At 59.9% G+C, this 20,918-nt stretch carries 18 protein-coding genes; 16 read left to right on the top strand and 2 right to left on the bottom strand.

What is annotated here, in order from left to right; all coding sequences use genetic code 11:
• Positions 1-18 precede the first annotated feature (18 nt).
• Entirely contained in the window at positions 19-801 is a 783-nt protein-coding gene (locus DWX63_RS05235; RefSeq protein ID WP_158550939.1) for a GntR family transcriptional regulator, read from the bottom strand.
• 308 nt (positions 802-1,109) lie between these two features.
• Between DWX63_RS05235 and DWX63_RS05230 the strand changes: the two genes are divergently transcribed.
• From DWX63_RS05230 to DWX63_RS05185, 10 genes are all read left to right on the top strand, one after another.
• Positions 1,110-1,544: a PTS sugar transporter subunit IIA gene (locus DWX63_RS05230; RefSeq protein ID WP_089572603.1), complete on the top strand. Its 435-nt coding sequence runs from the start codon at positions 1,110-1,112 to the stop codon at positions 1,542-1,544.
• Between the two features lie 79 nt (positions 1,545-1,623).
• Positions 1,624-2,112, top strand: coding sequence for a PTS sugar transporter subunit IIB (locus DWX63_RS05225; RefSeq protein WP_117843032.1), 489 nt, complete (start codon positions 1,624-1,626; stop codon positions 2,110-2,112).
• A gap of 72 nt (positions 2,113-2,184) precedes the next feature.
• The gene (locus DWX63_RS05220) at positions 2,185-3,042 is read left to right on the top strand and encodes a PTS sugar transporter subunit IIC (protein WP_117843031.1); all 858 of its coding nucleotides are present in this window, start codon (positions 2,185-2,187) and stop codon (positions 3,040-3,042) included.
• Entirely contained in the window at positions 3,042-3,869 is an 828-nt protein-coding gene (locus DWX63_RS05215) for a PTS system mannose/fructose/sorbose family transporter subunit IID (protein ID WP_117646152.1), read from the top strand. The genes DWX63_RS05220 and DWX63_RS05215 overlap by 1 nt, the downstream gene beginning before the upstream one ends.
• A 195-nt stretch (positions 3,870-4,064) precedes the next feature.
• Entirely contained in the window at positions 4,065-4,391 is a 327-nt protein-coding gene (locus tag DWX63_RS05210; RefSeq protein WP_117843030.1) for a hypothetical protein, read from the top strand.
• Between the two features lie 104 nt (positions 4,392-4,495).
• Entirely contained in the window at positions 4,496-4,936 is a 441-nt protein-coding gene (locus tag DWX63_RS05205; protein WP_158559618.1) for a MarR family winged helix-turn-helix transcriptional regulator, read from the top strand.
• A 513-nt stretch (positions 4,937-5,449) separates the two neighbouring features.
• The gene (locus DWX63_RS05200; RefSeq protein WP_158559617.1) at positions 5,450-11,863 is read left to right on the top strand and encodes a discoidin domain-containing protein; all 6,414 of its coding nucleotides are present in this window, start codon (positions 5,450-5,452) and stop codon (positions 11,861-11,863) included.
• Positions 11,864-12,080: 217 nt separating this feature from the next.
• Positions 12,081-12,545, top strand: coding sequence for a 5-(carboxyamino)imidazole ribonucleotide mutase (gene purE / locus DWX63_RS05195; RefSeq protein ID WP_006235810.1), 465 nt, complete (start codon positions 12,081-12,083; stop codon positions 12,543-12,545).
• Positions 12,546-12,580: 35 nt separating this feature from the next.
• A complete protein-coding gene (locus DWX63_RS05190; RefSeq protein ID WP_117843027.1) occupies positions 12,581-13,579 on the top strand; it encodes a class B sortase in 999 nt (332 codons plus the stop codon).
• 67 nt (positions 13,580-13,646) lie between these two features.
• The gene (locus DWX63_RS05185) at positions 13,647-14,063 is read left to right on the top strand and encodes a molybdenum cofactor biosynthesis protein MoaE (protein WP_117806605.1); all 417 of its coding nucleotides are present in this window, start codon (positions 13,647-13,649) and stop codon (positions 14,061-14,063) included.
• A 90-nt stretch (positions 14,064-14,153) separates the two neighbouring features.
• Here the strand turns inward: DWX63_RS05185 and DWX63_RS05180 are convergent, their stop codons facing one another.
• On the bottom strand, positions 14,154-15,383 hold the full coding sequence (locus tag DWX63_RS05180; RefSeq protein ID WP_117564037.1) for a putative ABC transporter permease: 1,230 nt from the start codon (positions 15,381-15,383) through the stop codon (positions 14,154-14,156).
• Between the two features lie 286 nt (positions 15,384-15,669).
• Here DWX63_RS05180 and purF point away from each other — a divergent pair, with 286 nt between their 5' ends.
• From purF to DWX63_RS05150, 6 genes are all read left to right on the top strand, one after another.
• On the top strand, positions 15,670-17,340 hold the full coding sequence (gene purF, locus DWX63_RS05175) for an amidophosphoribosyltransferase (RefSeq protein WP_117564038.1): 1,671 nt from the start codon (positions 15,670-15,672) through the stop codon (positions 17,338-17,340).
• A 157-nt stretch (positions 17,341-17,497) separates the two neighbouring features.
• Positions 17,498-18,601, top strand: a complete 1,104-nt coding sequence (gene purM, locus DWX63_RS05170) for a phosphoribosylformylglycinamidine cyclo-ligase (RefSeq protein ID WP_117646159.1) — start codon at positions 17,498-17,500, stop codon at positions 18,599-18,601.
• Positions 18,591-19,289, top strand: coding sequence for a phosphoribosylglycinamide formyltransferase (gene purN / locus DWX63_RS05165; protein ID WP_117843026.1), 699 nt, complete (start codon positions 18,591-18,593; stop codon positions 19,287-19,289). Before purM ends, purN begins: the two co-directional genes overlap by 11 nt.
• 143 nt (positions 19,290-19,432) lie before the next feature.
• Positions 19,433-19,777, top strand: coding sequence for a type II toxin-antitoxin system RelB/DinJ family antitoxin (locus tag DWX63_RS05160; RefSeq protein ID WP_117584050.1), 345 nt, complete (start codon positions 19,433-19,435; stop codon positions 19,775-19,777).
• A complete protein-coding gene (locus DWX63_RS05155) occupies positions 19,774-20,241 on the top strand; it encodes a PIN domain-containing protein (RefSeq protein WP_199408615.1) in 468 nt (155 codons plus the stop codon). Before DWX63_RS05160 ends, DWX63_RS05155 begins: the two co-directional genes overlap by 4 nt.
• Positions 20,242-20,306: 65 nt before the next feature.
• Entirely contained in the window at positions 20,307-20,771 is a 465-nt protein-coding gene (locus DWX63_RS05150; protein ID WP_117843025.1) for a PTS sugar transporter subunit IIA, read from the top strand.
• Positions 20,772-20,918 lie beyond the last annotated feature (147 nt).

Genomic DNA, 20,918 nt, shown 5'->3' with positions numbered 1-20,918 from the left:
GGAGCCCACGTTTTGGATTTATTGGGCTGTGGCGGTGAAGGTTGTTTTGTCGGCGGCGATGTGCACGTGTAGCTTTGCCTGACCGTCGCAGCTGATGAGCACGCCTACCTCGAACGGGGTTCCCGTCTTGTCGTAGGTCGAACGCACGATGCGCATCGCCGCCTTACCGGTGTTCTGTCCCAAAAGGCGCGCCTCATGCTTGTCGAGGTTGACCGTCTCGTAGACGGCATCGACGCTTGCGGGCAGGATGCCGGTCTTTTCCGCGATGTAGGCGTAGAGCGAGCCATCCACGTCTTTGCGTGTGAGCTCGGGGCAAAGTGACACGAGGATATAGACGTAGTTGAGCTCCATGGGTTTGTCGTTGGCGAGACGCAGGCGGCGAATCTCCCAGACGGGTGTCCCTTCGGGCACTTTGAGCCCAGAGGCGATGCCGCGGACGGCCGGTATGCTTGAAAAGGCGAGAATCTGCGAGCTCGGAACCCGTCCCGCTTCGCGCATCCGCGCGCTGAAATTCAGGGCCAGGTCGATGCCGGGTGCTGAGGTTTGGGGTTTGATGAACGTGCCCTGCCCACGTTTGCGCACCACGCGCCCCTCGATGACGAGATCTTGGAAGCAACGGCGCACGGTCGCGCGCGATAACTCTAGCCGTTCACAGATTTCGAGCTCGCGTGGCAGCGGCGTCTTGGTGTCGAACGCCTGGCTGGCGATAAGCAGGGCGATTCGATGTTTAAGTTGGACATAGAGCGGCGTATCACCGCTGCGGTCGAAGGGTTCGGAGGCGAGAAACGAGATCATATCCATGGGGTACCTCCATGTCGTGGGCGTACGTGACATGGTCTGACACTGCGGGGCAAACCGGAGATGCCAGGCCCGATTCTTGCTGGTATGTATGGTGCATAAGGAACATAAAACATTTATCAGACAATCTACCTGCTATTTTAAAAATAATTAGAAGAAAAAATAATTTAGGCACAAAAATAGTTGCTACCGTTAACCGATGAATAGTTGCCGTTCGCAAATATTTTCTTGTACCGAACATGCCCCGGCGCAACAATAATCTCAGCAAAAAGCAAAGCCGTGCGACACACGGCAGGTCGAGAGGAGACCGCATGCGGTATCTGGTAATGGTCAGTCACGGAACGCTCGCTCCCGGACTGCACAGTGTCCTCAAGATGCTCGGCAATGACGCCCCGAACATCTTGTCGACGAGTCTCGTGGACGGCATGGGCGCTGACGAGTATGTCGAGAACGTCAAGGCGATGCTCGCTCCCGTTACCGCCGATGACGAGGTTGTCCTGCTTGGTGACATCCTGGGCGGATCGCCGCTCACCAATGCCATGAACACGCTGGCCGAGAAGGGGCTGCTCGCCCACACCATTGCCTTCGGCGGTATGAATCTGCCCATGGCTATGACCGCCATGATGGGGCTTGCCACCATGGACCTGGATTCCCTCAAGCAGATGATGCTGCAGGAGGGCAAGAACGGTATGTCCGAGCTCGTTGTCCCGACCGATGACGCCGATGACGAGGACGACGACATCTAGGCAGCGCATCCGCCCAAATTTTTGTGATGGAGCGGGGGTTAAGAGGAAAGACCCCCGGTGATAAAGAAAGGGAGAACGCATGATTTCGTTCATCCGTATTGACGACCGTATGATCCATGGACAGACCGTTACCCGTTGGGCCCTCGAGTATCCCTGCGACGGTCTTATCGCCGTCAACGACGCTGCAGCGTCCAACCCCGTGCTCAAGGAGGCCTACAAGAGTGCCTCGGGCAAGAAGACGTTCATGTGGACCAAGGAGCACTTTAAGGAGGTCTCCGAGAAGGTTCTCAAGTCCGACACCAAGTACTTCCTGATCACCAAGAACCCGCTCGACATGAAGGAACTTCTCGTCGATTTTGGCTTTAAGCCCGGCATGGACCGCATCATCGTCGGTCCCTGCAACGATCGTCCCGGCACCACCAAGCTCGGCAACAACCAGTCGATCACGCAGGAAGAGGCCCAGGCGCTCGAGGATCTCACCAACGCCGGCTACACGGTCGAGTTCGCCCTTATCAAGGAGAAGTCCATCGGTGAGTGGCCCAAGTTCCGCGGTCAGTTTGGCTTCTAGTTAGGCGCCAGCCGCATTTTGGTATCTACAGCCCTTGGTGAAAGGGGCTGAGGAATAAAGAAAGGGGAAAGCATGGCAATCAATGCATTCCAAGCCGCGCTGTTCGGCCTGTTCGCCTGCCTGGCATCACTGCCTGGCATGGGCGGCACGACGATCGGCAACTACACTCTGGGTCGTCCTCTGGTCGCCGGCCTCGTCGTCGGCATCATCATGGGCGATATGCAGACGGGCATCCTCGTCGGCGCTGCCATCCAGGTTGTCTACATCGCTCTCGTGACCCCTGGCGGAACCGTCTCCGCCGACGTCCGCGCCGTGTCCTATATCGGCATCCCGCTGGCGATCCTCGCCATCAAGAACTCGGGCATCGATCCCGCCTCCGCTGAGGCTGCCGGCATGGCCGCATCCCTCGGTGCCGCCGTCGGCACGCTCGGCACTGTGCTCTTCTATGGCACCGCCACCATCAACCTGGTGTGGCAGGGCATGGGGTGGAAGTGGCTCGAGAAGGGCGATCTCCACAAGCTCTACCTGGTCAACAACGTTCTGCCTTGGATTGGTCACATCGTCTGCTCGTTCCTCCCGACGTTCATCATCACCATGGGCGGCACCGCCATGGTCGACCTCATGAAGACCTACATGCCCATGGACGGCATCGCGATGAAGACGCTGTTCACCGTCGGCTCGCTGCTGCCTACCGTCGGTATCGCCATCCTGCTCAAGCAGGTCATCTCCAAGCCGACGGACTTCCTCACGTTCTTCTTCGGCTTCACCCTGTCCGCTGTCATGGGATGCAACCTGATTGCCGCTGCCGGCATCGGCTGCTTCTTCGCCCTGATCAACTATGAGATCGCTTCGCTCAAGATCGACCTCGCAAACGCTCCCAAGGCAGCTATCGCCTCGGGCTCAGATGATGAGGAAGAGGAGGACATCTAATGGCAGAGAAGAAAAAGCTCTCTAAGAAAACGCTTGCCAAGTCGTTCCGTAACTGGTCCTATGGCAACCTGACCTGCTTCTCGCAGGAGCACATGCAGACCTTCGGTTACCTGTGCGCCATGCTTCCGATTGTCGAGGAGCTCTACGACACGCCCGAGGAGCAGAAGCAGGCCCTCCAGACCTACTCAGCGTTCTTCAACACCGAGCCGCAGATCGGCACCATGATTGTCGGCGTCACCGCCGGCCTCGAGGAGGCTCGCGCAAACGGCGAGGCCATCGACGACGACGCCATCAACGGCATCCGCGCCGGCCTCATGGGCCCGCTCGCCGGCCTTGGCGACTCGCTGATCGTCGGTACCCTGATCCCGATCCTGCTCGGTATCGCCCTCGGTCTCTCGACCGGCGGCTCCCCGCTCGGCGCCATCTTCTATATTGTCGTGTGGAACCTGCTCATGTTCCTTGGCATGCGCTTTGCCTACAACCAGGGCTATGAGCTCGGCGGCAAGGCGGTCGAGGCCCTCGTCGGCCCCAAAGCCAAGGCTCTGCGTGATTCCATCGTGATGGTCGGTACCATGGTCATCGGTGCCGTGGGCGCCACCTGGGTCTCCATCACCTGCAGCCCCAACCTGGTGCTGCCCGGCGGCGGTAAGTTCCAGGACACCCTCGATGGCATCTATCCGCACCTGCTGCCGATGATCTTCATCATCTTCTGCTGGTACATGATGACCAAGAAGAAGGTCAACCCCATCGTTATGATGCTGATTCTCGTCGTGATCGCATTTGTGGGCGTTCTCATTGGCTTCTTCGATCCGGCGCTGAGCTACTAGTCATCATCCCCTGGCCCCCTGCAAGGCCGTGCGGCCTCAACCGCACGGCCTTCTGATTTTACGCCGCCCTTCAAGGGCAATATGGCCAGCGACCTCCATCGCCTACACGACACCCGCTATATTGCTCTTGAAAGATGACGTATTCGATAAACGATGCACTTGCGCATGATGCACACTTTGCACGAGGAGGACCATATGCACGAGAAACATGGACACGACCTTTCGCGCGACGACTTGATTCGCGAGGCAAAGATGCAGTCCGATGCTATTCAGCGGCTCAATGTTTGGCTGCGCCTGGGCTATTCGCTCGTGGCGATTGGCTTTTTGATGGGGATGTGGGGTATGCAGGGCGGCCCCGGCTGGGGTGTCCCCGTGGGCATCGTGTGCCTGGTGGTGGGCACTCCGCTTTCGATCGTGCTTAAGGTCGGCACGACCAACGCCAAAAAGAATGTCGAGCGCATGCTCGAGGCCGCTGGTGTCGACGTTGAGGAGCTTATGCGACGCAAGAAGGACGAGCAATAGACTTCCGCGTTGGGGTATCATAAATAATTGTTGCGAATGTTAACTAATGTACGGCAAATGACGGTTTTATGGCCCTTCTAGAGTTGCAAAGGACAATATCCCCAGTGGATTACGATGACGTCGCTCGAAAACTGATCGTGTACTCACGTTCCCTTGCCAAGGGATCCTTGAGTGCTGCCGGCGGCGCCAGTGTGGGCGAGGCACCGGTTTTACAGTATCTATCGGGTATTGACGGTGATGTCATTCCCTCCGAGATTGCCAAGAAGCTGAAATTCTCCCGTGCGCGCATGTCGCATATCTTGGATTCACTCGAGAGCAAGGGTTGCGTTCAGCGCAGGACCGATCCAAACGATCGTCGGCGTGTGCTGGTGAGCATCACCGAGGAAGGCCGTGATTTCGCGGCGAAAAAAAATGCCGAGAGTGTGGCATCGCTCTCGAAACAACTCTCAGCGCTCGGCGAGCACGATGCCCAGGAGCTCGTGCGCATCCTGAATAAAGCCTACAGCCTTACCTATGATGCCGACGACTACCTGGACAATCTATAAGGATAAAGACAGACATTTAGGTGCATCTTGAAATGCATCCGGGCCAATTGTGCCCATCAGCCACCGTCAACATCTCATTCCAAACCAAATCAGCCAACGTACGTCATGGCAATCCCCGGTAGGTCGCAGGATGGCGGCTGAGCCTTTCCCTCGGAAAACTTCGCGAAGCCCAGTTCCCGAGGGAAAGGTATGGTCTGTGTAATACCAGATAAACAGTACATTTTTGCTAGATTGGTATTTGACTGAAGAACCAATTGGTATGGCTTATTAAGCCCACCTTGCCGTTGACGCTTATTTTACTGCCGCTGGGAGAATTCCGAACTTGGGTGCGCAAGTGCTCCCATATATTGATATGACCTAGTAGGTGGCTATCTGGTTACTACCAGTTGGCCCCTTGGTAACGGGTGGCCCCCATTGTGCGGAATGTACCGAACATCTCCGTTTGATACGTTTTCCCATGCTGCCGGGGGGGGCGTCCTCGGCACCTCAGCATGTCGGAAGAAAGGAGACCAGATGCGCAGGAATTCCATTTTTACGAAACGGTGGGTGAAGGGAAGCGCGGTCCTCGTTGCCACTGCAGCGACGCTCGTGTTTGCCAATCCCCAGCAGGCGATTGCCACGCCACTCAAGGGCGTCGACTCGGCGACCGTGTCCCAGTCTGCCTCGAATGTCGTCGACATCGATTTCGCTGACGGCATCAAGGGCCGTATTACGTTCCTCGAGGACGGTATTTTCCGTTATAACGTCGACCCCAAGGGTGAGTTTTCCGATTACGCCACACCGCGCAGTAAGTCCCACACGGCTAAGATCCAGGCTCAGCCCGATACCTCGGACACCTACAGCAAGCCGAGTGCGACGGTTGCCGACAAGGGCGACGCTATCGAGATCACCGGCGGAAAGGCGACCGTGATCCTGGACAAGGCGACTGGCAAGATGAGTATCAAGTCAGGCGACCGTGTCGTGGTTTCCGAGTCCGCGTCCCTCGACCTTGATAAGAAGGGTACCGTCCAGACGCTCGCCAAGGAGAAGTCCGAGAACTTCTTTGGCGGCGGCACCCAGAACGGACGCTTCCTGCACACCAACCAGACCATCGCCATCTCCAACACGAACAACTGGACCGATGGCGGCGTTGCCTCGCCCAACCCGTTTTATTGGACGAGTGACGGCTACGGCGTACTCCGAAACACGTTTGCAGAGGGTTCCTACGACTTCGGGTCCACGGACTCATCGACGGTCACGACTTTGCACAGCGAGAATGAGTTTGATGCCTACTACTTCGTGGCGACCAACGAGGGCGCTTCGAACGTGGCAACCGAGATGCTGCAGGACTACTACAAGGTGACCGGTAACCCGGTACTGCTGCCCGAATACGGGTTCTACCTTGGTCATCTTAATGCCTATAACCGTGATGGCTGGTCAACGACCTCGGGTCAAAAGAAGTGGGAGACCAAGGGCAGCAAGTCCTCGAGCGAGAAGGGCGACGTTAAGTACGAGTCTGGCATGTCGACGGGCTACAAGCTCGACGGCACACTTGCGGCCGAGACGCTCAACGGTGAGGGCCCTTCGGTTGATACCGAGAACATGAAAGCGACCGATTTCGACCGCCAGTTCTCTGCTCGGCAGGTTATCGATGACTACGAGGACAACGACATGCCGCTCGGTTGGTTCCTGCCGAACGACGGCTACGGCGCCGGCTATGGCCAGAACGGTTACTACAAGACCGGCGGCGTCAACTCCGACGGAACGAGCTCGGCTGACCGTCTTAACGCCGTGCGTGCCAATGTCGACAACCTTAAGAAGTTCACCGAGTATGCCAACTCCAAGGGTGTGAACACGGGCTTGTGGACCCAGTCCAACCTTGAGCCCGACAGCAACTCCGAGACCCCGTGGCATCTGCTTCGCGACTTCGACGCCGAGGTCAAGACGGGAGGCATCACTACCCTTAAGACCGACGTTGCCTGGGTTGGATCTGGCTACTCCTTTGGTCTTAATGGCATCAAGACAGCTTATGACACGGTGACGACCGGCGCTAACAAGCGCCCCAACATCATCACGCTCGATGGTTGGGCCGGCACGCAGCGCTTTGGTGGCATTTGGACCGGCGACCAGTATGGCGGTAACTGGGAGTACATTCGCTTCCATATCCCCACGTATATCGGTCAGAGTCTTTCGGGCAACCCCAACATCGGCTCCGACATGGATGGCATCTTTGGCGGCGACCCCATCATCTCTGCGCGTGACTACCAGTGGAAGACGTTCACCCCCTCTATGCTTGACATGGACGGTTGGGGCACCTACCGCAAATCGCCCATGACGCACGGCGATCCCTACACAGGCATCTCGCGCTTCTACCTCAAGCTCAAGGCGCAGCTTATGCCCTATATCTACACGAGCGCGGCCTCGGCGGCCAACATCGACACGGGTAACGGCGATGCCGGCCTGCCCATGATCCGCGCCATGCTGCTTTCCGACAACTCCGAGTACGCCGCAAGCACTTCGACGCAGTACCAGTATATGTTCGGTGAGAACTTCCTAGTGGCACCGGTGTATCAGGATACCCAGGCAGATGAGAACGGCAACGACATTCGCAATGGGATCTACCTCCCCAACTACGGCACCGACGAGAATCCCACCATCTGGATCGACTACTTCTCGGGTAAGCAGTATCGCGGCGGCCAGGTTCTCAACAACTACGAGGCTCCGCTTTGGAAGCTGCCGCTGTTTGTGAAGGCCAACGCTATCGTGCCGATGTACGCCGAGAACAACAACCCCGAGGCAGTGAGCGACACCAACACCAAGGGTACCGACCGCAGTCAGCGTATCGTCGAGTTCTTCGCCACCGAGGGCGACGGCACCTTTACGCAGTACGAGGACGACGGCTCCTCCATCGAAAACAACACGACTGAGGACGATTCCTACGGCACGATCGACAATATCTCCTACGGTGAGCATGTGAGCACCGTCTACAGCTCCAAGGCCGCAGGCGGCACCGCGACCTTTACCGCCGAGGCCTCGAAGGGCGGCTACAACGGCTACGACTCCAACCGCACCACGACCTTCGTGGCCAATGTGTCCGCCAAGCCCACGAGCGTTGTCGCCAAGAACGGCGGATCCGCACTCAACGTGGTTGAGGTCGACTCGCAGGAGACCTTTGACGCCGCGACCCCCGAGGCCGGCCAGGCGGTCTACTTCTACAGCGAGACCCCCAACCTCAACCACTACGGCAGCGATGCGGACGGCACCGAGGCCGAGCAGGGCGAGAGCTTTAACAACACCAAGATCACCACGAACCCCAAGGTCTACGTCAAGTTCGCGAAGACCGATGTTGCTGCAGCGGCGCAGACGCTTGAGCTGGGCGGTTTCGTGAATGCCGACGCCACGCTCACGGCCGATCGCCTCAACGAGAACCTCTCCGCACCCACGAACCTTGCTGCCCCCGAGGACGTCACGACCCCAACGAGCATCAAGCTCACCTGGGGAAAGGTCGATGGTGCTACCTCCTACGACCTTAAGGTCGACGGCACTGTGTTTGCCGTGGGTGATGCGGCCGAGTTCACGCACACCGACCTCGCCTACAATAGCAAGCACACCTACCAGATTCGTTCGCGCAACGCCGAGGGTTACTCCGCCTGGAGCGATGTGCTCGAGGCGAACTCCGCACTCGATCCGTGGCGGAACGTCCCCGACGCCGAGCAAATCACCTGGGAGGGCTCACTTTACGGCAGCCATAAGGCCGAGCTCGCCTTCGACCATGAGTTCCAGTCGGGCGACGGCGGTTTCCACTCCGGTGGCAACGATCTGGGCAAGGCGCTTACCGTTGACTATGGACGCGCTTACAAGCTCGATAAGCTCGAGTACTATCCGCGCGATGACGCCGGCAACGGCACTGTGACCAAGATGCGTGTTGAGACGAGTCTCGATGGCGTCCACTGGACGAGCCGGGAGGTCGATTGGGCACGTTCCGCTGATTGTAAGACGGTAGCGTTTGACGGCACTGTGGCCGCCCGTTACGTGCGCATGACACCGCTCGCCTCGGTCGGCAATTTCTTCTCCGCGTCCGAGATTGCCATCTACAAGACCGACGGCACGGATGGCTTCGCCGTGGGCTCCAACCTCAACAAGGCCACGATCTCCGACGGAGACTACTCCAACATGAAGAACTATCTGGGCCTCGAGAATCGCGAGCCCGATACCCCGACGTTCGGTTCGCAGATCCGCGACCACTTCGCCGACCTCAACGATAACGGCGTTTACGACGTCTACGATTACTCGTTCACCATGGCGGGTCTTGACGGCGGCACTAAACAAAAGGGCAAGGTCGCCGGTTCGCTCGCGGTGATTCCGAGCAAGACCGAGGTCGAGGCCGGTGATGAGATCACCGTTGATGTCTATGCGGCCGACGCCAAGAACGTCAACGCCCTGGGCGCTCTCGTCAACTTCAAGAGCGACCAGTTCGAGTTTGTGTCCGAGAGCATCGCGCAGGACGGCTCGACTGCCGGCATGGAGAACCTGTCTCGCGAGAAGGTCCAGTTCGCGGACAGAACGCAGACTATCAATCTCGCCTTTGCCAACCGCGGCGATGGCAAGCTCTACAACGGTACCGGCGCGGTGGCGAGTTTCAAGCTCAAGGCCAAGACCGCCGGCAAGGTCGAACTGCCCTCGACATCTTGGCTCATCGGTCCGGCATGCGACGCACTTGAGTTTGCGAGCGACGGCACGGTGACGATGCCGGTTGTTCCTCAGCCAACGGTCGCCGAGTACGGTCAGGATGCCTTCAGCATCACGATGACCAACGATGAGCTCACGACCGACGACGGGACCAACGTCGAGAAACTTATCCAGCAGAAGAGCTATAACGCGCTGTTCGATAATAACGAGGGCGACAACGGCTTTGAGTTCCTATGGAACTGGAGCGGCAACTGGGACAGCGAGGGTAAGCTTCCGAGTTACGTGAAGCTTCCCACCACGATGACATTCGCATTTAAGACGCCGTCGAAACTCGATAGTGTCGAGGTCGTTAACCGCAACGGTGGCAACGGAACCGTGCAGAAGATCAAGGCTGTCGTGACGTTCGAGGATGGCTCGACCCAAGAGTTCGCGGGCGGGGAGTACGATTCCTTCCGGGCTCGCTACGCCTTTGGCCTCTCTGCCGAGAACAAGGGCAAGAAGGCGACCAAGGTCGAGGTCACGCCGCTTGAGGCATCGGGTGACCAGATGCTCACACTGCGTGAGGTCAACTTCAACTACACGCAGGGTGTCGAGGCCATCGAGGGTGTCGAACTAGGCAAGAACCAGACCGAGTTCTTTGAAGGCGACGTTACGCTCGTCGACGCCAAGGCCACGCCTGAGAGCGCCGGCTACCCCTATGTGACGGTCGAGAGCTCCGACCCCTCTGTGGTAAGCGTCTCCGCTGTTCAGGCTGGCGATAGCGTGAGCTACTACCTGCGTGCCAACAAGGCCGGCAAGGCAAAGATCACGGTGGCGTCGGTACTCGACCCCTCCAAGACCGCATCCTATGAGGTCGAGGTCAAGGCTGGTGTCGATACCTCTGCGCTCGTGGCAGCGCTTTCCAAGGCCGCGGGCTACAGCGAGTCCGTCTACACTAAGGATTCCTATGCAGCTCTCACCGCTGCGGTCGAGGCGGCTCAGAAGCTCCTCGACGGCGGCCAAGGCAGCTATAGCAAGAAGGATGTCGCAGACGCCACAGCCAAGATCGAGAAGGCAATCGACGGCCTCAAGATGCGCCCTGTCGATGAGAAGATCCTCATCAACACGCCCGAGAACCGCAAGAACGTCAAGGTGGCCGGCTTCTCGAGTGAAGCCGACTACGAGGGCAGCAACGCCGTCAACGCTCTCGACGGCGACGAGCGGACGCTTTGGCACAGCGACTGGGCCCATGGGACCGGTATGCCCCAGTATCTGAGTGTCGACCTGGGCCGCGACTACGATCTCACCGACGTTACATTCCTGCCGCGCCAGGACGGCGGCACTAACGGCGATATCTTCGAGGCCGAGATACTGGTCTCCGACACTGCCGACGGTTATGAGATGGGCACCGCCGCGTCGATGGGTACGTTCGCCTTCGACAACGACGGCCACGTGCTCACCGACCGTGGCGACTGGAAACAGATGAGCTTTGGCGCCGCGCGCGGTCGCTACGTGACCGTCAAGGTGATTCACGCCGGCGGTGGCAACGTTGATGCCTACTGCAGCATGGCGGAGCTCAAGTTCTACGGTACGGCCGTCCCCGATCCGGTGGCGAAGGATGATCTCGCTACCGCGGTCGAAAAGGTTGATGCCGAGGTTGCTGCCGGCGACCTCAAGGCCGGTGACTACACCGAGGCCTCCTGGACGGCGCTCGAGAATGCCCTGGCGAGCGCCCGCGCCATCTTGAGCGACGAGAACGCCACGCAGGACGAGGTCGACCAGGCGCTCAGGGCGCTCGAGAGCGCCCGCGGCGCGCTCGAGAAGACCCCGGTGGCCCCGGTCGAGAATCCGACTAAGAAGCAGCTCAAGGCCCTGGTCAAGCAGGCGAAGGAGGCTGACACCAGGGGCAAGACGGCCGAGTCTGTCAAGGCCCTGACGGATGCCATTACCTACGCCGAGGACGTCTTGGGTGATGAGAATGCTTCCGAGACCCAGCTCCAGGCGGCCTATGACCAGCTCAAGCTGGCTATTGAGAGCCTCAAGGATGCCGATTCCGGCAATCAGGGCGGCTCGGGCAACCAGGGTTCCGGCAATGGCTCGAACGGCGGCAACCAGGCGGGCAAGCCCGCAGGCGACAAGGCCCAGGGCAGCAAGAAGAACGGTTCGGCGATTCCCAATACCGGAGACCAGACGGCGGCGACCGTCGCGACCGTCGGTGGTCTTGGCGCCATCATCGCCGCGATCGGCGCTTTCTTCCATCGTCGCAGCAAGGCTAAGTAGCCCCAGCAACAGCTAAGCAAGCGTGCCCGCCGTCCCACCCAAGGACGGTGGGCACGCTTTTTGAATGTAGGCAGAAAGCCTCGACCCTTCGGCCTTAATCTCGCAAAGCGTTCCGTCTTCCGTCGAACACATCGGCATCGGCGGCTATACTTGAATTATTTGCAGTTAAGGGTCGCGGATCCGCCGCGTCGCCGCTCTCAACAGGAGGTCTTTGTTTATGGCAGATCAAAAGCCGGTTGTCGGGATCATCATGGGCTCCAAGTCCGATCTGGGTGTTATGGAAGGTTGCACCGCCGAGCTCGAGGCGCTGGGCGTGCCCTATGAGCTTGTCATTGCGAGCGCACACCGCACACCGGCGAAGGTCCACGAGTGGGCTTCGACTGCCGCCGATCGCGGTATCAAAGTGATTATCGCCGCCGCCGGCAAGGCCGCTCACCTGGGTGGTGTCGTGGCTGCCTTTACGCCGCTGCCGGTTATCGGCGTGCCTATGAAGACGAGTGACCTGGGCGGCATGGATTCGCTGCTATCGATGGTGCAGATGCCTTCGGGCGTGCCCGTGGCCTGCGTTGCCATCAACGGCGCCAAGAACGCCGCCATCTATGCCACACAGATTCTGGGTGCTTGCGACCCCGAGTACCGCAAGGTTATCGAGAAGATGAAGCAGGAGATGGCTGACGCCTAAGCGTTCCGCCGTTTCACCGCAGTATAAGGAGAGCCATGTCCGATTATCAGGGAAAACGATTCAAGGCTTCTCAGATTCCCGATCCGTCGAAGCCAGGTGCTGCCCGTGCGGCACAGCAGGGTCGGACATCCTCTCCTCAGCAGCCGCGCGCGCCGCGCCCCGTGACACCGGCGACGCATCGTCGACAGGACGCGCCGGCCGCATATCGTCCTTCGTCTTATAGCTCCGCTAAGAAGCCGCCCCGGTCTTCATCGCATGCCGCGCCGTCGGATTGCACCGAGCCGCCGCGCAAAAAGCGCCGCTCCATTATTCCCATTCTGCTCATCATCATCGGTATCGGTCTGATTGTCGCCGCCGCCGCTATTTTTATTAATGCCCAGATTGGCTATAAGCAGGCGAGCGATTCGTATCAGAAAATCGAGAAGCAATATGTAAGCGATAAGGATGCCAGCGGCGTGCCGATTATCGACTTTGATGCGCTTGCTCAGACGAACCCCGAGATTGTGGGTTGGATTTACGTGCCGGGAACCAACATCAACTATCCCGTGGTGCAGACCAACAACAACTCCAAATACCTCAACACGCTGTTCGACGGAACGGCTAACGCGTCCGGTGCCATTTTCCTGGATAGCGATGACACCGCGCCGGGAATGGTCGACCAGCAGACCACGATCTACGGCCACCATATGAACGACGGATCGATGTTCAACGTGATTTCGGACACCACTGATCAGGCGACGTTCGATAGCATCGAGTTTGTGTACTACATCACGCGCGATGCGACGTATAAGCTGCGTCCGCTGGCGACCAAGGTGGTCGAGGACACGTATGCCAAGGCGCGCACGACCAATTTTGAGGGCGACGACGGACTCAAGAACTACCTGTCCGAGATGCTCGACGGCGCTTCCGCCGTGGCGAGTGATGCGGGCGATCGCGCCGCCTCGGCAACTAAGGTTGTAACGCTTGTGACCTGTCGTTCGCTGTCGCTGAGCAACACACGCGCCGTCATGGTGCTCACGCCGGTCGAGGAATAAGTTGTTCGAGAGTAGCTAAAAAGGCCCCGTCCCAAATTGGCTACTCGACGACGGTAAGGGAGAAATGATGCTCGAGAGTGGCAAATTGATGCCTTCGATTGATGCTTGGCTGCGCGAGGCCAAGGCCGATGCTTCGGCGGCAGGCTGTGGGATGTATCTGACGCATAACGGTGTGGTGCGCGCGACGCCCAAGGCCGAGGTGCGCGGAGTCGAGACCGATGGCGTGGCGCCAGGCCACAGGGTGGGCGGCATGGTCTTTGACTACGACGCCGAAAAGGTACGGTCTGCTATCGAGGCCACGCGCGCGATGCCGGGTATCGGCTATGTGCGTGTGTGGCTGGCAAGCGGCGAGCTTGCCGTAGGTGACGACATCATGCTCGTGCTTATCGGCGGGGACATTCGCCCGCACGTGGTCGATGCGCTGCAGGCGCTCGTTGGCACCATCAAGAACGAATGCGTGAGTGAGGTCGAGCGCGAGGCGTAGAGGCTTGCGTCGATAGAGGGATCGTTTATAAAAATGCCCACCGGTACGTGTGATACCGGCGGGCATTTTGCGTTTTGGGCGCGGTGAGCGCTACACGCGCGTCGCATCCTTGGGGCTCATGGTCATGCTCTGGAAGCGGTTTTCCATGTACTCGTTATCGAAGTGCTCTCCGTAGAACTGTGCGACGGGAATGTCCGGCTCCGTGCCGTTAACGCGCTGGTACCAGTAGTCGAGCGACTGCAGCGTCATGACGCCGTCGACCAGCATGATAACGGTAAAGATGACGGTGGCCGAGTAGCGGCTCTTCCAGGGGATCTTGTTGATAAGCTTAAGCAGCCTCGGCAGCAGCAGCTTGATCCAGATGAGGCCGCCCAGGCCCCACAGGCAGGCGAAGCCCGTGCAGGTGCGTCCGCCCGTGAGGACCACGAGCGGATCGGGCAAACCGAACAGCGTTATGTGCGAGTAGCTCCACGAGACCACGCCAAACGCGGTCTGCATAAACCAGCCCACGAACACCTCAAAGCTGGCGCCGAGCAGGGCGCTCACCAGGAAAATGATGATGGGGTTCTTTTTGTAGAAGCGGTTAAGCACCATGGTCATGAGCACGGCGCCAAATCCGTAGATGGGGCTGAAGGGGCCAAACAGCATGCCGGCGCGGTTCTGATAGACGCCCGGGTCGTCGACTGTCATGTGCCAGATGTCCTCGGCGATCAGGCCGAGTATGCAGCAGACAAAGAACACCCAGAACAGGTTGAAGTAGTTGAGCTTGATGTAGCCCTCGCCGGTTTCATCGCGGCCGAGCATGCCCTCGGCGGCGGCGTCGCGGTCGAGCATCTCCTGCAGGCGGCGCTGCAGTTCGCGCTCCTGACGAAGCGTGGGGTCGACGGTTGCCGAAAGTGCAACGAGGATGCCGAGCTGGATCGCGGGACGCAGCAGGAAGGGCCCGATGCCCTGGAGCATCACGTCGACCAAAAGCTCGACGACGGTGAATGCAATAAGGATGTAGGACAGGCGGGCGGCGTTGCGGCGCTGGTTTTTGATAAGGTCCAGGCCAAAGATGATTAGGATGACGGCACTTGCCGCAGAGAGCATGATGCCGGCGACGATAAGGCCGACTGCGACGAGCGTGTTGTCGCCGAGCTTTTCGGTGGCGTTGCCGTTAACAAGTGCCGTGATGACCTGCCACATAAAGGCAGCGACCGACGGGAGCGTGCCCACGCCGGAAAGGATGCACAGGACGGCGTACACCTTAATGATGAGGGGGATCTTCTTGACCTCCGTGGCGCTGGGGACGCTGGGGTCGAGTTCGTTTCGATCCATACAGAACCTTTCTCGCTTTGTTGTAGGTTACAAGGATACGCCGCCGACCTGCCAAAAGACAGGACGAACGTCCCAATTGCAACTTTGTAATCCCCAACGGCGGACGCGGCGGCCATCTGGGGGCGCGGGCACTTACGCTGGACAGACCGATAAAATGTTTGGCAACAAAACTGATTATTAGCTCGGTGGGCTTTTAAAAAGCGCTGCTCATGCGCTGGGGAGCACGTCGCGCCGTGCGTATAATAAGGCGGGTAACGCCAAAAATACGAGGCTCTGAGGGGATACCATGTCTCAAGAAACCATCCGCGCGGCCGAGCGTGCCGCGGGACAGGTGAACACCATGTCGACGTATGATCCGGACTCCGACCAGCTGCATGAGGAATGTGGCATTTTCGGCGTATGGGCGCCCGATCGCGACGTGGCTCGACTGACGTACTTTGGCCTGCGTGCACTGCAGCACCGTGGCCAGGAATCGGCGGGAATCGCCGTGGGTGACGGCGGCACGGTTATGGTCCGCAAAGACCTGGGGCTGCTCGATCGCGTGTTCTCCAACGCCGACCTGTCGACGCTCTCCGGCCAGCTGGCCGTGGGCCACGTGCGCTATGGCACCGCCGGTGCCAAGAGCTGGGAAGCCTCTCAGCCGCATCTTTCTACCATCAACAGCGTCATTATCGCGCTTGCTCACAACGGCACCCTCGTCAACACCGACGAGCTGCGCCGTCAGCTGATCGAGCTGGGCGTGCCGTTCCTCTCCAATTCGGATTCCGAGGTCGCGACCAAGCTTATCGGCTACTTTACCCAGCGTACGGGCCACCTGCGCGAGGGTATTCGCAAGACCATGGAGCTCGTGCGCGGCGGCTACGCCATGACGCTCATCAACGAGCAGGCGCTCTACGCATTCCGCGATCCACACGGCATTCGCCCGCTCGTGCTGGGCAAGCTGGTGGACGAGGGTCTGGACCAGGCCGATGCCGCAGCCGTTTCGCAGCTGCCGTCGCAGGACGGCGCCGCGACGGTCGACTCCGCCGTCCGTGTCACGCGCGCCGGCGGCTGGGTCGTTGCTTCCGAGACCTGCGCACTCGACATCGTGGGTGCCGAGTACGTCCGTGACGTCCGTCCCGGCGAGATCTTGCGCATCAGCGCCGAGGGCCTGGTATCCGAGCAGGGCGTGCCTGCAGCCGAAGAGCCCGCCAACTGCATCTTTGAGCAGGTCTACTTTGCCCGCCCCGACTCCATCATGAACGGCAAGAGCGTCTATGCCTGCCGTTACGACATGGGTCGCCAGCTGGCACACGAGGAGCCCGTCGAGGCCGACCTGGTCATCGGCGTGCCCGACTCCGGCCTGCCGCCCGCGGAGGGGTATTCGCACGAGAGCGGTATTCCCTTTGGCGAGGGCCTTATCAAGAACCGCTACGTGGGCCGTACGTTTATCGAGCCTACGCAGGAGTTGCGCGCCATGGGCGTGCGCATGAAGCTCAACCCGCTGCGCGACAACATCGAGGGCAAGCGCCTGGTCGTCATCGACGACTCCATCGTGCGCGGCACCACCATGGTGCAGCTCGTCAAGATGCTGCGCAACGCCGGCGCCAAGGAGATTCATATCCGCATCAACTCGCCCGAGGTCATCTGGCCGTGCTTCTACGGTATCGATACCGACGTGCAGTCGCAGCTTATCAGCGCCAACAAGACGGTCGACGAGATTTGCGAGTATATCGGCGCCGATTCGCTGGCCTTCCTTTCGGTCGAGGGCCTGCTTAAGGTCATGCCCAAGGGCGGTTACTGCGATGCGTGCTTTACCGGCCGCTACCCCGTGGCGATTCCCGAGAGCTTTGGCCGCGACAAGTTTATGGAGGGCTTTAAGCCCCGCAACCTGGACAAGCCGCTGCACTTTGACGACGACGCCGTGATCGAGAAATACGACGACCGCAGCTGGGAAGAGGAGCACGGCGAGGCATAAAACCTGCCATATGGGGACAGGTTTATTTTGGTAGGTTTTACCTGCTGTTTTGTTGATATGACGGCGCGTGCTGTTATGGCGCGCGCCGAAATGAACGCAACTATGAGCACCGTTTGGCGCCCGTGCGGCGCCACGGTAGTGGGAGAGGAAGGCTCAGATGAGCGACAGCAAGCATGTGACGTACGAGGACGCCGGCGTCGACACCGCCGAGGGCGGTCGCGCCGTCGACGCGATTAAGCAGATGGTCAAGGACACTAACCGTTCCGAGGTTATCGGTGGCATCGGCGGCTTTGGCGGCCTGTTCTCGGCCGCCGCGCTCAAGGATATGGAAGACCCGATCCTGATTAGCGGTACCGACGGCGTGGGCACCAAGCTCGTGCTCGCCCAGATCATGGACCGTCACGAGACGGTTGGCCAGGACCTGGTCGCTATGTGCGTCAACGATATTCTGGCTTCGGGCGCCGAGCCGCTGTTCTTCCTGGACTACGTTGCCATCGGTCACATCGAGGCCGAGCACATGGCAAAGATTATCAAGGGTGTGGCCGACGGCTGCAAGCTCGCGGGCTGCGCGCTCGTGGGCGGTGAGATGGCCGAGCACCCGGGCGTCATGGCTCCTGCCGACTACGACCTTGCCGGATTTACCGTGGGCGTCGTCGACCGTCCCAAGATGCTCGACCCCGCAAACGTCCGCCCGGGCGATGTGATCCTGGGCCTGCCTTCCACCGGCGTGCACTCCAACGGCTACTCGCTCGTGCGTAAGGTCATTGGCGTCGACGGCGTTAAGCCGGGCACGCCCGAGGCCGTCGCTAAGGCCGAGGAGCTGAGCCGTCCGCTCGAGGAGCTCGGCGGTGCATCGCTGGCAGACGCTCTGTTGGCCCCCACGCGCATCTACGTCAAGCCGATCCTGGAGCTGCTGCGCGGCGGCGCCAACGTGCACGCCATCGCCCACATCACTGGCGGCGGTATTACCGAGAACCTCAACCGCGCGCTCGCCGACGACGTCGACGCCGTGGTCACCCGCAACGGCGCCGAGATGGGATGGGACGTTCCGCCCGTCATTACTTACGTGTCGCGTCAGGCCGAGCTCGCGCCCAACGAGGCATGCAAGACCTTCAACATGGGCGTCGGCCTGTGCCTGATCGTCGCCCCCGAGGACGAGGCCGCCGTGACCGAGGCCCTGGTCGCGCTGGGCGAGAAGCCGTTCCGCGTGGGCGAGTGCGTCGAGGGTTCCGGTAAGGTCGTGTACTCCGATGAGCGCTAACGAGCAGATGGCTGCTGGTGAGGGCCTGGGCTATGTGCCCTACACCCGTCCGACCGGCACTGATACGGCTGAGCCGCTCAAGATTGGCGTGCTCATCAGCGGTTCTGGTACCAACCTGCAGGCGCTGATCGACCTGATCGCTGCCGGCAAGCTCAACGCTTCGATTGAGCTCGTGGTGTCGAGCCGTCCTTCGGCCAAGGGCTTGCAGCGCGCCGAGCGTGCGGGCATCCAGACACTCACGCTGTCCAAGGATGTCTATGCCGACCCCATCGCGGCTGACGAGATCATCGCGCACGAGCTGCTCGAGCGCGGCTGCGAATATGTGGTCATGGCCGGCTACATGCGCATGGTGCACACGCCGCTGCTGGCGGCGTTCCCCAATCGCGTGGTCAACCTGCATCCGGCGCTGCTGCCGAGCTTTACCGGCGCGCATGCGATTGACGATGCCTTTGCGCGTGGCGTCAAGGTGACCGGCGTGACCGTGCACTTTGCCAACGAGATTTACGACAACGGCCCCATCATCGCCCAGCGTGCGCTGACTGTCGAGGAAGGCTGGGATGTCGACACGCTCGAGGGGCACATCCACGCGATTGAGCACGTGCTGTATCCCGAGGTCGTGCAAATGCTCGCCGACGGCCGCGTCCATGTGCTGGACAGCGGCAAGGTCGCAATTGATCCGGCACGCTAGTCGTGTGTAAGAGGGCTCATTGAGCGTTCTTTGGGACGTAAGCGATCTAGAAAATCTGATAGGGCCCTGTCCGTGCGCGGGCGGGGCCCTTTTGTGTGGTCTGCTCTGTTTGCTATACTGCTAGCAAGTAGAGAGGAGCCGCTATGGGTACAGCAACGGTGCAGCTCAACACACGAATCGACCCTATGCTCAAGGCCGGTGGCGATGCGGTCCTGACTCGTAATGGGCTGGGGCCGAGTGACGCCATTCGTGCGCTTTGGACCTATCTTGCCGAGCATCAAACGTTGCCGGGATTTATGGTGACGGATAAGTGCGAGACGCCCCGTGCGAAGAGTCTTGCCGAACAGGGGTGTGGTCTGGCTTTTTCCTCATTGGGGTTGAGCTTCTCAGATTTTGCGCCAGGCGAATCATCGGCGGACAACTGGGATGCCGTACGCGATGATATGTATGACGCGATGATTGCCGACATAGAGGCGAATTGCCGATGATTGAGGCAAAGCGGCTCTTGGTGGACACGAATGTTTGGCTTGATTACTACCTGCAAGAGGGCGCATTCGACAACGTGAGAAGATTGGTTGAACTGGCCGAAGCGGGAAAGATCGACCTTCTGTACGCGCCAACGACGGCAAAGGACGTGTTCTACATCTTGCCTCGGCGTCTAGCTCGACGGAATGTGAATGGGATTAACGCTTCGTTCGGTCCGGCTGCATGGGCATGCGTCGAGCATATGATGCAGGTGGCAACGGCTTCCCCGCTTTCGATGGCGGAGTGCGAGATGGCGCGCATGCTTGGCAAGCGCATGCCGGACCTCGAGGACAATCTCATTATCGCCTCGGGCGATACGGCGGATGTTGACTACGTAGTCACGAGCGACCGACGCATGTTGGAGACGATGCCCGAGGTATGCTTGACGCCCGCGCGCGCACTCGAGCTCATCGGGATCCTCGGCTGACCTTGCATACCCCGTTTCGCTATCATATTGAGCATTGTGGCCCTCATGCAACTTTGGAGGACGGTATGGCGGATAACGAAGCGCTGTTTACGCCTGAGCTGGTGTTTTTTGATTGGGAGTGCGCGACGCCGGATGAGGTGTTTGCGCGGCTCGAGGACGAGCTTGCACCTCGCGGCTACATTGTGCCTGGTTGGCTCGACGCCGTCCGCACGCGCGAGGATGTCTACCCCACGGGCCTTGCCATGCCGGCGGCCAACATCGCCATCCCGCATACCGATCCAGGGTTTGTGGCTAAGCCCTACATCGCGGTGGTGAAGCCGGCCACGCCCGTGACATTCAATGCTATGGCGGGCATGGGTGCCCCTGTGCCGGCGCAGATCGTCATCAATTTGGGCATTGCCGAGCCGGGCGGCCAGGTCGAGGCCCTGCAAGCGCTCATGAATATCTTTATGGACGCGGACGTCGCAGCCGATGTGCTCGGCCAGACCACGCCCCAAGGCATGGTCGACGCCATCCGCCGCCACTTTTAAAGCCGGCACTTGGGGACTGTCCCTAACTGCCGGCAGAAAAGGAACGTCCCTAACTGCCGGCTGCCAGAGCTGTCCCCTTTGCACCAAAATGGTGCAGATTAACCTGTCCCCAATGCACCAAGCGTGCCGCGGGGGCTGCGTTGTGAC

It is taken from the genome of Collinsella sp. AF20-14LB (assembly GCF_003459505.1).
In the GTDB taxonomy this organism is placed as follows: domain Bacteria; phylum Actinomycetota; class Coriobacteriia; order Coriobacteriales; family Coriobacteriaceae; genus Collinsella.
The sequence above is the reverse complement of the archived record's forward strand: the minus strand, read 5'-3'. Positions and strand labels throughout refer to the sequence as shown.